We start from the raw sequence: 14,151 nt of genomic DNA, 5'->3' as shown, positions 1-14,151 counted from the left end.
GTTGATTCACTTAAGGATGAACGAATGCAAGGTTACGATTTGTACATCATAGAAATAGGAGGGATGCTCAAGTGATATCTATTGAGGGATTGTCAAAGATATTTCATTTGAATCAAAAAAAGATAACCGCAGTTGATAATTTAAATTTAACCATTCAAGATGGTGAGATATTTGGTGTAATAGGTTATAGTGGCGCCGGAAAAAGTACATTAATTAGACTGTTAAATCGATTAGAAGAACCTACTTCTGGCAAAATAACTATTGGTGAAAAAGAAATAACAACATTAGATAAGAATAAGCTCCGAATGGCAAGACAAAATATTGGTATGATTTTTCAACATTTTAATTTGCTTTGGTCGAGAACAGTTAGTGAAAATATAGCTTTTCCACTTGAAATTGCGGGAGTACCTGCAAAAGAGCGAGTACAAAGAGTAAATGAATTAATTGAGCTTGTTGGACTTTCGGGTCGAGAAAATGCTTACCCATCACAGTTAAGTGGAGGTCAAAAGCAGAGGGTTGGAATAGCAAGAGCTTTAGCCAACAATCCAAAAGTGTTACTTTGTGATGAAGCAACATCTGCCTTAGACCCTGAAACTACAAATTCCATACTAGACTTACTTGTTGATATCAACGAAAGACTAGGTCTAACTATAATACTCATTACACATGAAATGCATGTTATCCGCAAAATTTGTAATAGAGTTGCTGTTATGGAGAATGGGAAAGTTGTTGAGCAGGGTGATGTTTTAGATGTTTTCTTAAAACCAAAACAGCCTGTTACAAAGAAATTCGTCGAGCAAGTAATGGAAAATCAAGACGGCGACTTAGACCAACTTTTAGAAGAATATACAAGTGGAGAGCTTGTCCGGTTACATTTTGTAGGAGAAACTGCAAACCAGGCATTAATAAGTAAAATATCCAGAGAATTTACGGTTGAAGTTAATATTCTTTCGGGGAAAATTACTCAAACTAAACTTGGTGCTTATGGAACACTGGTTGTTCAAATTATTGGAGAAAAAAATGAGGTAAATCAAACGATTCAATTTATAAAAGAAGAAACCTCAGTAGAAGTGGAGGTTTTAGTTAATGCTTAAAGAATTATTCCCCAATGTTGTTATGAAAGACCTTTTAGTTGCAACAGGTGAAACGTTTTACATGACGTTACTTGCAATGGTAGGAACTGTCATTTTTGGAGTATTACTTGGACTATTACTTTATTTAACTTCAAATGGTAGCCTTTGGGAAAATAAAGGATTAAACATAATTGTAGCTGCCATAGTTAACATTTTTAGAGCAATTCCCTTTATCATATTAATTCTTTTATTAATTCCTTTTACAACTTTCTTAATGGGGACGTTTAGAGGTTCGAATGCTGCACTCCCAGCATTAATTATAGGTGCCGCACCGTTTTATGCAAGGTTAGTAGAAATTGGATTACGTGAAGTAGATAAAGGTGTAATAGAGGCTGCGCAATCAATGGGAGCGAAAACAAAAACAATAATCTTCAAAGTATTATTACCTGAATCAATGCCAGCTCTTGTATCAGGAGCAACAGTTACAGCAATCGCTCTAATAGGATCAACGGCAGTTGCTGGCGTTATTGGTGCAGGTGGACTTGGAGACTTCGCCTACTTTCATGGTTTTGTGCGAAGAGACTTTGATGTTGTGTTTGTTTGTACTGTATTAATTGTAATTATTGTTTTCATTTTCCAATTTATTGGCGACTTCATTACTAATAAGTTGGATAAAAGATAAAAAATATACTTTAAGGGAGAGAATACTAAAATGAAGAAATTATTATTTGTATTATCTATTTTACTTGTTAGTTTATTAGCAGCTTGTGGGAATGGTGATGAGGATGTTATTAAAATTGGTGCTACAAGTACACCACACGCTGAAGTCTTAGAAAAAGCTAAGCCTATTCTTGAAGAGGAAGGGATTACGATTGAGATTGAAGAGTATTCTGAGTATAGTTTACCAAACCTTGACTTAAGTGAAGGTACAATCGATGCTAACTATTTCCAACACATTCCATTCTTTGAAGATGAAACAACTGATCCAGATAAAGCATATGATATTGTTAATATAGGCGGAATTCATATTGAGCCTATGGGTATCTATTCAAATGGTATCTCTAGTATTGAGGATATCCCAGAAGGTACAGAAGTAATTATTAGTCGAAACGTACCAGATCATCTTCGTATTTTACAAATGTTTGAAGCGGAAGGATTAATTGAAATTGCAGAGGATATTGATCCGCAAAATGTGACACAAGAAGATGTGATTGAAAATCCATTAAACCTTCAATTCTTATTTGGCGAAGTGAATCCGGAATTCCTAATTGAAGCATACAACTCTGAAGAAGATACACTAGTAGCAATCAATACAAACTATGCAATAGAAGGTGATTTATCTCCGCTTGAAGATGCATTATTTATTGAGGGTGAAGAATCTGACTATGTAAATATTGTTGCTGCAAGAGCGGAAGATGAAAATAATGAAGATTTAAAGAAAGTTGTAGAAGTTCTTCAATCGGAAGAAATCCAAAACTTTATCGTTGAAAATTATGGTGGAGCAGTAGTACCGGTTGGTGGAAATAAGTAAATCGAATATAATTGAAAAAAACAGCAAATCCACGTAGGATTTGCTGTTTTTTAGTTTTGGTGTCAGCGTCACAATTTTTGTAGAGTAGGGCCGATGTTCAGTTTCAGTTTTATTTGGTCTTGTGGATTAAAGTTAATCAAAACCATTAATAATAGATGATTTTCTTCTATTTTGAGCAAACCATAGTATTACTTAGTAAATCTATAAATCTTTATGTAATGAATGATTATATAAATGACACTGGATAATATGTGAATAGATAACAATATAAGCATTTAAATCGAACTTGGTGTCCACTACAACTCCGTGCTAACATTGTAATTGTATATAAAACGAAAGGATGATTCACTATTAGTAGTGAAATAAGAATGAACTACACCCCTGAAATGGAAAAAGCCATGCAAACATCACACCATATGGGGTATGCTGAATACTGTCGCAATCTGGAAAACCGAATGAAGGTTGAAAGGAGAAGACAAGAAGATTACAATAAATGTAAACATATTGTAGCTGAAATTGATAGTAATATTCATAGATGATACATTTAGAACTGAGGATAACCGTATTGGGTCCTCAGTCATTTTTTTTGCAGAAAAATATAAAAAAACCCTGTTTTTTCCTATATAATATAGACTTTCGTTTACAACCCAAATAAGTTGATAATCAATTCGAAATGCTATAAGATTGTAATGAGAATAAATTGAGAATGGATATAAATATTCTACATATCCAAATAACTTAACAATATATGGAGGTATCAATATGGCAGGATCTGTATTAGAAATTAAAAATCTTCATGTGTCAATTGAAGATAAAGAGATATTAAAAGGTGTTAATTTAACGGTTAAGGGTGGAGAATTCCACGCAATCATGGGACCAAACGGTACTGGTAAATCTACTTTGGCATCTGCTATCATGGGTCATCCTAAATATGAAATTACAGAAGGAAGCATTACATTAGATGGGGAAGATGTGCTAGAGATGGAAGTGGATGAGCGTGCACGTGCTGGACTATTCCTTGCTATGCAATATCCAAGTGAAGTAAGTGGTGTAACAACTTCTGACTTCTTACGTTCTGCAATCAATGCTCGTCGTGAAGAAGGCGACGAAATTCAACTTATGAAGTTTATTAAAGATCTAGATAAAGACTTAGACTTTTTAGAAATAGATCAAAGCATGGCAACAAGATATCTTAATGAAGGTTTCTCTGGTGGAGAAAAGAAACGTAACGAAATCCTTCAATTAATGCAAATTAAGCCAGATATTGCAATTCTAGATGAAATCGATTCTGGTTTAGATATTGACGCATTAAAAGTTGTATCAAAAGGTATTAATAAAATGCGCGGCGAAGATTTCGGTTGCTTAATTATTACACACTACCAACGCCTATTAAATTATATTACTCCAGACTTTGTACACGTAATGATGCAAGGTCGTGTTGTGAAATCTGGTGGTCCTGAATTAGCTCAACGCCTTGAAGCAGAAGGATATGACTGGATTAAAGAAGAGTTAGGTATCGAAGACGAAACAGTAGGACAAAACGCTTAATAGTTAGGAGGGGTAATATGACTGTGGACACAAAGCTACCTTATGATAGAAGCTATATCGAACAGTTCTCAAGCTTGCATAATGAACCAACATGGATGACAGAATTACGTGTGAATGCATTAGAAAAAGCTGAAACTTTAGAGTTACCAAAACCAGATAAAACAAAGATTGGTAAATGGAATTTTACTAAATTTAAGCATGTAGCAACCGGAGCAACTATTTCTTCATTATCAGAGTTACCAACTGAAATTCAAGATTTCTTTGATGCGGACGCACTACCAGAGAATCTTGTTATTCAACGTAATCAAACGGTAGCATTTGCAAAATTAAGCCAAGAATTGGCAGACAAGGGTGTTATTTTTACTGACATCTTTACAGCATTAAATAAACATGAAGAATTAGTGAAACGCTATTATATGAAAGATGCGGTTTCTGTTGATGAACATAAATTAACAGCACTTCATGCAGCGCTTATGAATGGCGGAGTATTTGTTTACGTTCCTAAGAATGTACAAATTGAAAAACCACTTCAAGCTATATTCTGGCAAGAGGATCCAGAAGTAGCACTTGTGAATCACGTATTAGTAGTTGCTGAAGAAAATAGTAGTTTAACCTACGTTGAAAACTATATTTCAAACAATGCTGATGAAGATACGGTTGCCAATATTGTTACAGAAGTTATTGCACAGGATAATGCTAAGATTTCATTCGGTGCAGTTGATAACTTTGCAGCAGGTACAACTACGTATGTAAATCGTCGTGGTGTAGGATATCGTGATGCAACTATCGACTGGGCATTAGGACAAATGAATGATGGAAACACGGTTTCTGAAAATGTCACTCATTTAATTGGTGACGGCGGTGTATCTAATGCTAATGCGGTAACAGTTGGTCGCGGTAAACAAACACAAAACTTTACAGCGAAGATTGTTCAATTTGGTAAAAATACAGATGGACAAATTTTACAACGTGGTGTTATGAAGGAAAGTGCAACTTCCATATTTAACGCGATTGGTAAAATTGAGCATGGTGCATCTGGGGCTAATAGTGAACAAACATCTCGAGTTCTAATGTTAAGTGAAAAAGCTCGTGGGGATGCCAACCCAATTCTTCTTATTGAAGAAGATGATGTAACTGCAGGTCACGCGGCTTCTGTTGGTCGTGTTGATCCAATGCAACTTTATTATTTTATGAGTCGTGGGATTACACAAGAAGAAGCGGAACGTTTAGTTATTCATGGTTTCCTAGATCCTGTTGTAAGGCAATTACCAATTGATGCTGTTAAGAAACAATTGAAGCAAGTTATTGAAAGGAAAGTTAACTAATGGACGTGAAAGCCATTAGGCAAATGTTTCCGATTCTGGATCAGGAAGTAAATGGTCATAAGTTAGTATACCTTGATTCTTCTGCAACTTCACAAAAGCCTATTTCGGTAATTGAAGCTGTTGAAAACTACTACCGTAAGGATAATGCTAACGTCCATCGTGGTGTTCATACACTTGGTTCACGTGCAACCGATCAATATGAGGGCGCACGTGAAAAAGTTCGACGATTCATTAATGCAAGAAGTACAGCAGAAGTTATTTTCAATCGCGGTACAACAACTGGAATTAATACAGTTGCCTCAAGTTATGCAAGAGCTAACTTGAAGCCAGGGGATGAAGTTCTTATTACACCGATGGAGCATCATAGTAATATTATTCCCTGGCAGCAAGCGGTGAAAGCAACGGGTGCAACATTAAACTATATTCCATTACAAGATGATGGTACAATAACGCTTGAAGATGTTCGTAACCTTGTAACAGATAATACTAAAATTGTTGCCATTGCACATGTTTCGAATGTATTGGGAACAATAAACCCGATTAAAGAGATAGCTAAAATAGCTCATGATAAAGGTGCTGTTGTTGTAGTAGACGGCGCCCAGGGAGCTCCACATATGAAAGTAGATGTTCAAGATTTAGATTGTGACTTCTATGCTTTTTCCGGTCATAAGATGCTAGCTCCAACTGGAATTGGTGTTCTTTATGGAAAAAGAGAGTTACTTGAGAACATGGAGCCAGTAGAATTTGGTGGTGAAATGATCGACTTTGTTACACTGCAAGATTCTACCTGGAAAGAACTACCTTGGAAATTCGAAGGTGGTACTCCCATTATTGCTGGTGCAATTGGTCTTGCTGCAGCAATTGACTTTTTAGAAGATATCGGAATGGATGAAATCCTGGATCACGAACAAAAGTTAGCTGATTATGTGATGGACCGCTTACGTACTGTTGAAGATATAAAAGTATATGGCCCAGAGCACCGAGCTGCTCTTGTCACATTTAACTTAGGAGATGTTCATCCACATGACGTTGCAACTGCATTAGATTCCTTTGGTATTGCTGTTCGTGCTGGTCATCACTGTGCACAACCATTGATGAAATGGTTGAATGTTACAGCAACAGCAAGAGCAAGCTTCTATATTTATAATACAGAAGATGATGTAGAGAAATTAGTTGACGGACTCTTGAAAACGAAGGAGTTTTTCGGTCATGTCTTTTAATAACTTGGAAACACTGTACAGACAAGTCATTATGGACCACTATAAAAATCCACGTAATCGCGGCGCTATTGAAGGTGATGCACTGACTGTGGATATGAATAATCCAACTTGCGGTGACCGTATCCAACTTCAGTTGCAAGTAGAAGATGGCATCGTAAAAGATGCGAAATTCGAAGGTGAAGGTTGTTCCATAAGCATGTCATCTGCATCCATGATGACACAAGCAATAAAAGGCAAATCTGTTACAGATGCATTAAAAATGTCGAAACTCTTTTCTGAGATGATGCTTGGGGAGGAAATTGATTCGGATATGGAAATGGGAGACGCCGAAGCCTTAAGTGGTGTTTCTCAATTTCCAGCACGTATTAAATGTGCAACCCTTGCATGGAAAGCAATGGAAAAGGGAGTTAATGATAAGTAAGAAATATTTAAAGGAGGGTTTATTTTGGCAAAGAAAGCGCCTGAAATAGAAGAATATAAATATGGTTTTCGTGATAAAGACGTTTCTATTTTCCGTACAGAGCGTGGTTTAACACGAAGAATCGTTGAAGAAATTTCTAGTATGAAAGAAGAACCACAGTGGATGCTAGATTACCGCCTAAAAGCATTGGAACATTTCTACTCACGTCCAATGCCACAGTGGGGTGGAGATTTATCTGGCTTAGATTTTGATGAAATTGTTTACTATGTTAAGCCTTCCGAAAAACAAGGTAAAACATGGGATGAAGTTCCTGAAGAAATCAAGCAAACATTTGATAAATTAGGTATTCCTGAGGCAGAACAAAAGTATCTTGCTGGAGTTTCAGCTCAGTATGAATCTGAAGTAGTATATCACAGCTTAAAAGAAGATTTAGAAGAAATGGGTATTGTCTTCAAAGATACAGATACGGCTCTTAAAGAAAATGAAGAATTATTTAAAGAGTATTTCGGAACTGTTATTCCGTATTCTGATAATAAATTCTCAGCATTAAACTCAGCGGTTTGGTCTGGTGGATCATTTATCTATGTTCCAAAAGGTGTTCAAACAAGTACACCTCTTCAAGCATACTTCCGTATTAACTCTGAGAATATGGGTCAGTTTGAAAGAACGTTAATCATTGTTGATGAAGGTGCATCTGTACACTATGTAGAAGGATGTACAGCTCCAGTTTATACAACAAATTCACTTCACAGTGCGGTTGTTGAAATCATTGTTAAGAAAGATGGATACTGCCGTTATACAACTATTCAAAACTGGGCTAACAACGTATATAACCTTGTAACAAAACGTGCAGTAGTTGATGCTAACGGAACAATGGAATGGATCGATGGTAACATCGGATCTAAATTAACGATGAAATACCCAGCTATCATTCTTCGTGGTGAGGGTGCTCGTGGTAACACGATTTCTATCGCTATTGCAGGTAAAGGTCAAGTTCAGGATGCTGGTGCAAAAATGCATCACTTAGCACCTAATACTTCTTCGACAATTGTTTCGAAGTCATTCTCTAAACAGGGTGGTAACGTTACGTATCGTGGAATGGTTCATTTTGGACGGAAGGCTGATGGAGCACGTGCTAACATTGAATGTGATACGTTAATCCTAGATAACGAATCAAAATCGGATACAATTCCATATAATGAGATTTTAAATGATAATATCTCATTAGAGCATGAAGCAAAAGTTTCTAATGTATCAGAGGAACAACTATTCTATCTTATGAGTAGAGGTTTATCGGAAGAAGAAGCTACTGAAATGATTGTAATGGGCTTTATTGAACCATTTACAAAAGAACTTCCAATGGAATATGCTGTTGAAATGAATAGACTAATCAAGTTCGAAATGGAAGGCTCTATCGGTTAAATCCTTCAATAAAAATCCCGGCATACAACCGGGGTTTTTATTTTTGTATCAACACTTCTTAAATTTTTTCTACACACTAGCAGAACATATCGTAATAGTATTTTGATTTTATATACGATATTCCTCTAAGTAGTAATTAAATTTTACAAATGAATAATTAAATATTTAGTTTTTCATAACTATATTATAGTCGTAAAAATACACTTTAGGATGGATATTTAGCAATCAGAGCATGTATCTGGTTGTTGATATAGTTACTTAGGTCCTGTATATTTTAACTTATTTAAGGCATGTTTTATGTCGAACAGTTCATACTAAAAGATTATATTAATTTATAGTTCGTAATGATAGTTTAGTAGTTAAGACGAACTAGAAGAACTTGAAAGATATAATGGAAGGGGGGATAACAATGAAAAAGCTCTTTTTTGTGATTATAGCTTTTGTTCTGTTTTCTATACCTACATTAGCATCAGCATCATCGGCTACAGATTATTATTGGAACAATGATAATGTCTCTGCGAAAAAACTAGAGGAAATAAAAGCTGAAGTTGAACATATCTTTACAAAAATCATTGTAAAAGATGAGTCTTCAAATCAATACTATGTTGATGATAAGGCGCTAAAAAATTCAACATATAATGCCGAAGAGAAAGAGGTATTAGTTACTTTTGCACAATATTTGAATAGTGCAAAAGATGGTATTACTACCCAAGGCACACTTCAAAGATGTTTAGAAGACGCTGCTGGTATTGCAAAAGGTGCACTAAATCAAATTGCAAAAGCTATTGAAAAGGGTGAATGGGCTACAGTTGCGGGGTTTATGGTAGCAATGGGTTTTGCAGCTAGTCCTATAGCAGTATTCTTATTTGCACTTTTCTGTGGTGCAAATCCTGTTAGCAGTACAGATGTAGTAGACCTTAAAACGGCTTAAATCATAGCAAAAAAGAATCTCTCATGGGATTCTTTTTTGCTATTTGTATCATGTTTATTAGTTTTACACTTTGCTATAATGGTAATTATAAATAACAAATAAATTAGAGTAAAATAATTCCCTTTGGAGGTGATTGATTGGTAAGCCTTCTAGAAAACCTTCATCAATTTGCAGTTTTATTATTTGTCATTATTGGATTCTTTTACTACAGACATCTTAGAGTTTCTAAAAAAGCAAGAAAGCTATCTACAATAGAATTCACGATGTATATTATTATTCAAGTTGCTTATATAATCTGGGCAGGAACATTTATTATCTTAATGCTTTGGGCGTAGACTTTTGTTCTACGTATTATGAAGTGGTTTAATAGTTAATTTATATTGCAAAAGAAACTAAAGAAGTGAAGAGGCTAGGACAAAACGTAAAGACATGAATGAAGAACGAACAATCTGCATGACTAGCTCTGGAAATATACGGATACTCCAGTGGAGGATAGGCATAGTTAAGACCTCGCAGCTTGGAACAAGCAAGGAGGATCACCAGCCGCCCACGGAAAGCGAAGTATATTTCCGGAGCGGGTTATGTGCACTAATTTGAATTGTTCGGATTTTAATTCGGTAAAATTGTTTTGTCTCAGCCTCTTTCTTTTTAATTCCATCCGGTGGGAATCTTATGTATAGAGTGGTAAAATAATTAATATACGACTAAAGATAGAGGACTTTAATATGGTAATTATTCTTTGCATTGCAATAGGTATGTTAACAGCATTTATTGGTAGCTTAGTAGGACTAGGCGGGGGAGTTATATTAATACCAAGTTTGTTAATGTTAAATCAATTTGTACCTGGATTTGAGTGGGCAACACCACAAGCAATTGTTGGAATCTCATTAATCACGATGGTATTTACCTCTCTATCATCATCTCTTACATATTTAAAAGAAGGTAGAGTTGATTATAAAACAGCGATACTTTTTTTAACTGGGAGTATTCCTGGAAGTATGATTGGTTCATGGTTAAATCAATTTATGGAGACTGAAGTATTTTCTTTATATTTTGGTTTTCTTATAATCATTATTTCTTTATTATTTTTTCTTAAACGAACTTCTAAAAAAAGGAATGTAACTGGAAGGAATATAAGAACATTTCATGTTAACGGTGAGGATTATCAATATTCGGTATCAACTCCGTTTGCATTTTTACTATCATTAGTTGTAGGAACATTGTCTGGTTTGTTTGGAATCGGTGGAGGTTCCATTATGGTACCTGCAATGATTCTACTATTTGGTTTTCCTGTCCATATCGCCACAGCAACATCGATGTTCATGATTTTCTTTGTAAGCTTTATTGGAGCAGGTACCCACATTGCCCTTGGACATATAACTTGGTTGTATGTATTTTTCTTTATCCCAGGAGCATGGATTGGTGGTAGACTTGGTGCTAAAACAAATCAACTATTAAGAGGTAAGACACTGGAATGGATTTTAAGAATTACTTTAATAATAATAGGGCTACGTATGATTATTAATGGGTTAACAGCATAAGGAGTTTTTAACATGCAAGAAAAAATATATTTTTATTATACGAATGATTTACACAGTAACTTTAGCCAGTGGCCACGAGTTACTCAGTTCATGAAAGAACAGAAGGCCAAACGAGAGAAAGCAAATGACTCGTATTGGCTTTTTGATATTAGCGATCATATCGATCGTGTACACCCAATATCTGAAGCATTACTTGGAAAAGGGAATGTTTCATTACTTAATGATATTGGCTATGATGCGGTAACAATTGGAAATAACGAGGGAATCACGTTTTCTCATAATGATTTCTTTCATTTATATGATAATGCAACGTTTCCTGTAGTTTGTGCTAACCTCGAGAGTCTAGATAATCAATTGCCAGAATGGTTAAACCCAACAATAGAATATAAAACTCTTCAGGGTGTCAAGATTGGTGTGATAGGTCTTACCGCACCATTCAATGATTATTATGAATTACTCGGCTGGCATATTGCTGACCCTTACCAAACGTTGGAAAAACTTATTAACAAAGTAAAACAGTCAACTGATGTGATTGTTCTCCTGTCCCATTTAGGAATAAGTGAAGATGAAGAGATCGCTAGAAGATTTCCTGAAATTGATGTCATCATTGGTGGTCACACACATCATTTGTTACGTACTGGCCAAGAAGTTAATCAGACGATCATTACTGCTGCAGGCAAACAGTGTTTTTTTGTAGGTGAGGTTATATTAACTTGGGACCATGAGGAAAAGAAGTTAGTTAATAAAGAGGCCTATGCGACTGATATTTCCAACTATGATGTGGATGTTGATACTGAACAAAAAATTCAAATATTGCTGGATGAATCCGAAAAAATATTGGATCAGACGGTTGTAGTAACTGAAAAACCTATAATTGTAAATTGGTATGAACATACAGAAATCATGCAACTATTGTCAAATAGAATTAAACAAGAAACAAATGTAGATTGTGGGATGTTTAATACGGGATTATTATTAGAGGGCTTTCCAGCTGGTGATATAACAGTAGGGGATATCCACAGAGTATGTCCACATCCTATAAACCCGTGTATTGTAGAACTTTCAGGAGCGGAATTACTTGAAGTGGTTCGGGTTTCATTGACTAAGGAGTTTATGGAATTTCAGTTAAAGGGCTTTGGCTTCCGTGGAAAGGTTATAGGAAAAATGGTCTTCTCGGGCCTTGAAGTAAAAACGGCATTACAACAAAATGGGCGGGAATATGTTGATGAAGTATTAGTCCAAAATGCCCCCGTGGATACCAATAGAATCTATTCAGTCGTTACTGCAGATGCATTTACATTCGGTAGATTATTACCTGAAGTAGCCAAATCAGAGAGGAAGACATATATTCTTCCAAACTTTATTCGAGATTTTCTAGCAGAAACACTAAAAGAAAACTATAGATGAAATTAAAGCCCGGACTTTTAATCGTGACACATGACCTTCTTTTTGCATAGTAATATAGTGTACATTTTAAAGGAGGCATCATGTTCATGATTACCATAAATCCATTAGAAGTGGACGGAATAATGTTCACAGCTATTAAAGTGGAATTACCTAAGACAAATTTATTAATGATTACGAATGAGATAGGTTATATCATGTGTGGAGCTTTAGACGTGGATTTATTAAGTGAGAAGTTAAAAGACCGTGAAGTTATCGCAGCAAGAGCTGTAGGCGTTCGAACTATTGATGATTTATTAAGTGCGCCACTAGAAAAAATCACCGATGCTTCTAAGGAAAAGTATGGGTGGGAAGTAGGTATGATTGGAAAAGAGGCCCTAAAACGAATATCCTAAAAAATGTCTCCAATGTGAGGCATTTTTTTATTAGTAGATAGGAAAAAACTTTCCGCCGACATCAGAAAAACTGACACATTCGCTTGGGACTGAGCGAATGCGAGTTTTTCTGATGTTCAAAGGGTATGACTATTAAAAAGTAATTAGTGAAAATAGCAATATTCTAATAATAGATTTTTAAAAGTAAATTTGATACTATTATTATATAAGTTTGTCGAAATTTGCCGTTTTATATAAGGCTGGTTAGGAGAACGGAATGAGATTAGTAGCTACAGCAACAATTCATCCAGGAGAAGTCTTAGGACAAACCATTTACCGAGACAATGGAACGATATTACTCCATAATGGAATACCCTTAACGGAAAGACTAATTAATCGATTAGTGGAGCAAGGGATTTCATATGTATATATAGAAGATGAGGCAACTAAAGATATTGTTGTTCAACCAGTTATATCAGAAAAGCTTAGGCATGATGCTACATCTTCTATGATGAGACTATTTTCCAGTATTCGTGATAGTAAATTAAAAACAAACAGCTTTGTATTAGATGAAGAGAGTACAAATCTAACTGATATTATTAATCGTATGATGGACGAAGTAAATGGACATGAAGAATCTATAACGTTATTAACGGATATTTACTTAACAGATGATTATATTTTTCAACATTCGCTAAATGTGGCTATATATTCACTAGCGATTGGTTCTCAATTGAAACTAAATGCAAAAGAATTGGCTGAACTTGGTACAGGTGCTATTCTACATGATATTGGTAAAGTATTTATTAATCCGGATATTTTACAAAAACCGGAAAGACTGACTGATGAAGAATTTTCTATTATGAAATCACATACAACAAAGGGGTATGATCTGCTACGTAACAACCACACGTACTCATCGGTTGTTGCACATTGTGCTTACCAGCATCATGAAAGGATTAATGGATCCGGATATCCTCGTGGTTTAAAGGGGGAGGATATCCATCTCTATGCTCAGATTATTGGAGTCGCTGATGTGTTTGATGCAGTAACTAGTAATCGTGTGTATCGTAAGGCTCTTCTTCCTCATGAGGGTCTTGAACTTTTATATAGTAGTGCTGTTAACCAATTTAATATACCAATCGTCGAAGCATTTAAAAATAGCGTAGCAGTTTATCCAAATGGAATTTCAGTTGAATTAAGTGATAAAAGAAAAGGCGTTGTAGTTAGTCAAAATAAACATACATGTGACCGCCCAAATATCCGGATTTTAAGAGATGTTAATGGGGATGTAGAACCATATACGGTTGATTTATCTATAGAATTAAATGTGGTAATTATTGATTGTGACTTAGCTTAAT

Annotated in this window: 15 protein-coding genes; all 15 read left to right on the top strand. The window is 35.3% G+C overall.

What is annotated here, in order from left to right; all coding sequences use genetic code 11:
* Window positions 1-71 precede the first annotated feature (71 nt).
* The 15 genes from K332_RS0108275 (at window position 72) to K332_RS0108205 (ending at window position 14,150) form a co-directional block, all read left to right on the top strand.
* Entirely contained in the window at window positions 72-1,094 is a 1,023-nt protein-coding gene (locus K332_RS0108275; protein ID WP_026907027.1) for a methionine ABC transporter ATP-binding protein, read from the top strand.
* On the top strand, window positions 1,087-1,755 hold the full coding sequence (locus K332_RS0108270; protein ID WP_026907026.1) for a methionine ABC transporter permease: 669 nt from the start codon (window positions 1,087-1,089) through the stop codon (window positions 1,753-1,755). The genes K332_RS0108275 and K332_RS0108270 overlap by 8 nt, the downstream gene beginning before the upstream one ends.
* Before the next feature lie 30 nt (window positions 1,756-1,785).
* Complete coding sequence (locus K332_RS0108265) at window positions 1,786-2,604, top strand: MetQ/NlpA family ABC transporter substrate-binding protein (RefSeq protein ID WP_026907025.1); 819 nt, start codon at window positions 1,786-1,788, stop codon at window positions 2,602-2,604.
* Between the two features lie 368 nt (window positions 2,605-2,972).
* Window positions 2,973-3,143, top strand: coding sequence for a YuzK family famiily protein (locus K332_RS24190; RefSeq protein WP_169727356.1), 171 nt, complete (start codon window positions 2,973-2,975; stop codon window positions 3,141-3,143).
* Between the two features lie 223 nt (window positions 3,144-3,366).
* Window positions 3,367-4,152, top strand: a complete 786-nt coding sequence (gene sufC / locus K332_RS0108255) for a Fe-S cluster assembly ATPase SufC (protein ID WP_026907024.1) — start codon at window positions 3,367-3,369, stop codon at window positions 4,150-4,152.
* Window positions 4,153-4,169: 17 nt separating this feature from the next.
* Window positions 4,170-5,477 (top strand): Fe-S cluster assembly protein SufD, encoded by a 1,308-nt coding sequence (gene sufD, locus K332_RS0108250; protein ID WP_026907023.1) that lies wholly within the window; start codon window positions 4,170-4,172, stop codon window positions 5,475-5,477.
* Window positions 5,477-6,697 carry a cysteine desulfurase gene (locus K332_RS0108245; RefSeq protein WP_026907022.1) on the top strand — a complete coding sequence of 407 codons (1,221 nt, stop codon included), beginning with the start codon at window positions 5,477-5,479 and terminating at the stop codon, window positions 6,695-6,697. Before sufD ends, K332_RS0108245 begins: the two co-directional genes overlap by 1 nt.
* Window positions 6,687-7,118, top strand: a complete 432-nt coding sequence (sufU, locus tag K332_RS0108240) for a Fe-S cluster assembly sulfur transfer protein SufU (RefSeq protein WP_026907021.1) — start codon at window positions 6,687-6,689, stop codon at window positions 7,116-7,118. Before K332_RS0108245 ends, sufU begins: the two co-directional genes overlap by 11 nt.
* A 24-nt stretch (window positions 7,119-7,142) precedes the next feature.
* Window positions 7,143-8,540 (top strand): Fe-S cluster assembly protein SufB, encoded by a 1,398-nt coding sequence (gene sufB, locus K332_RS0108235; protein ID WP_026907020.1) that lies wholly within the window; start codon window positions 7,143-7,145, stop codon window positions 8,538-8,540.
* A 409-nt stretch (window positions 8,541-8,949) separates the two neighbouring features.
* Window positions 8,950-9,471 (top strand): hypothetical protein, encoded by a 522-nt coding sequence (locus K332_RS0108230; protein WP_036688460.1) that lies wholly within the window; start codon window positions 8,950-8,952, stop codon window positions 9,469-9,471.
* Window positions 9,472-9,608: 137 nt separating this feature from the next.
* Window positions 9,609-9,806: a hypothetical protein gene (locus tag K332_RS0108225; RefSeq protein WP_026907018.1), complete on the top strand. Its 198-nt coding sequence runs from the start codon at window positions 9,609-9,611 to the stop codon at window positions 9,804-9,806.
* A 390-nt stretch (window positions 9,807-10,196) separates the two neighbouring features.
* Window positions 10,197-11,012: a sulfite exporter TauE/SafE family protein gene (locus K332_RS0108220; RefSeq protein ID WP_026907017.1), complete on the top strand. Its 816-nt coding sequence runs from the start codon at window positions 10,197-10,199 to the stop codon at window positions 11,010-11,012.
* 12 nt (window positions 11,013-11,024) lie between these two features.
* Window positions 11,025-12,419 (top strand): bifunctional metallophosphatase/5'-nucleotidase, encoded by a 1,395-nt coding sequence (locus tag K332_RS0108215; RefSeq protein WP_026907016.1) that lies wholly within the window; start codon window positions 11,025-11,027, stop codon window positions 12,417-12,419.
* Window positions 12,420-12,505: 86 nt separating this feature from the next.
* Entirely contained in the window at window positions 12,506-12,811 is a 306-nt protein-coding gene (locus K332_RS0108210; RefSeq protein ID WP_026907015.1) for a YunC family protein, read from the top strand.
* Between the two features lie 256 nt (window positions 12,812-13,067).
* Complete coding sequence (locus K332_RS0108205) at window positions 13,068-14,150, top strand: HD-GYP domain-containing protein (RefSeq protein WP_026907014.1); 1,083 nt, start codon at window positions 13,068-13,070, stop codon at window positions 14,148-14,150.
* The last annotated feature ends 1 nt before the right edge of the window (window position 14,151 follow it).

Origin of the sequence: Paucisalibacillus globulus DSM 18846 (assembly GCF_000482485.1) — a bacterium.
Taxonomy (GTDB): domain Bacteria; phylum Bacillota; class Bacilli; order Bacillales; family Amphibacillaceae; genus Ornithinibacillus; species Ornithinibacillus globulus.
The sequence above is the reverse complement of the archived record's forward strand: the minus strand, read 5'-3'. Positions and strand labels throughout refer to the sequence as shown.

Excerpts from the sequence above, each read along its gene's own strand:
- K332_RS0108210 (WP_026907015.1), top strand. The coding sequence starts at position 12,506 with ATGATTACCATAAATCCATTAGAAGTGGACGGAATAATGTTCACAGCT.
- sufU (WP_026907021.1), top strand. The coding sequence starts at position 6,687 with ATGTCTTTTAATAACTTGGAAACACTGTACAGACAAGTCATTATGGAC.
- sufC (WP_026907024.1), top strand. The coding sequence starts at position 3,367 with ATGGCAGGATCTGTATTAGAAATTAAAAATCTTCATGTGTCAATTGAA.
- K332_RS0108265 (WP_026907025.1), top strand. The coding sequence starts at position 1,786 with ATGAAGAAATTATTATTTGTATTATCTATTTTACTTGTTAGTTTATTA.
- K332_RS0108205 (WP_026907014.1), top strand. The coding sequence starts at position 13,068 with ATGAGATTAGTAGCTACAGCAACAATTCATCCAGGAGAAGTCTTAGGA.
- K332_RS0108245 (WP_026907022.1), top strand. The coding sequence starts at position 5,477 with ATGGACGTGAAAGCCATTAGGCAAATGTTTCCGATTCTGGATCAGGAA.
- K332_RS0108270 (WP_026907026.1), top strand. The coding sequence starts at position 1,087 with ATGCTTAAAGAATTATTCCCCAATGTTGTTATGAAAGACCTTTTAGTT.
- K332_RS0108220 (WP_026907017.1), top strand. The coding sequence starts at position 10,197 with ATGGTAATTATTCTTTGCATTGCAATAGGTATGTTAACAGCATTTATT.
- sufD (WP_026907023.1), top strand. The coding sequence starts at position 4,170 with ATGACTGTGGACACAAAGCTACCTTATGATAGAAGCTATATCGAACAG.
- K332_RS0108215 (WP_026907016.1), top strand. The coding sequence starts at position 11,025 with ATGCAAGAAAAAATATATTTTTATTATACGAATGATTTACACAGTAAC.
- K332_RS24190 (WP_169727356.1), top strand. The coding sequence starts at position 2,973 with ATGAACTACACCCCTGAAATGGAAAAAGCCATGCAAACATCACACCAT.
- K332_RS0108230 (WP_036688460.1), top strand. The coding sequence starts at position 8,950 with ATGAAAAAGCTCTTTTTTGTGATTATAGCTTTTGTTCTGTTTTCTATA.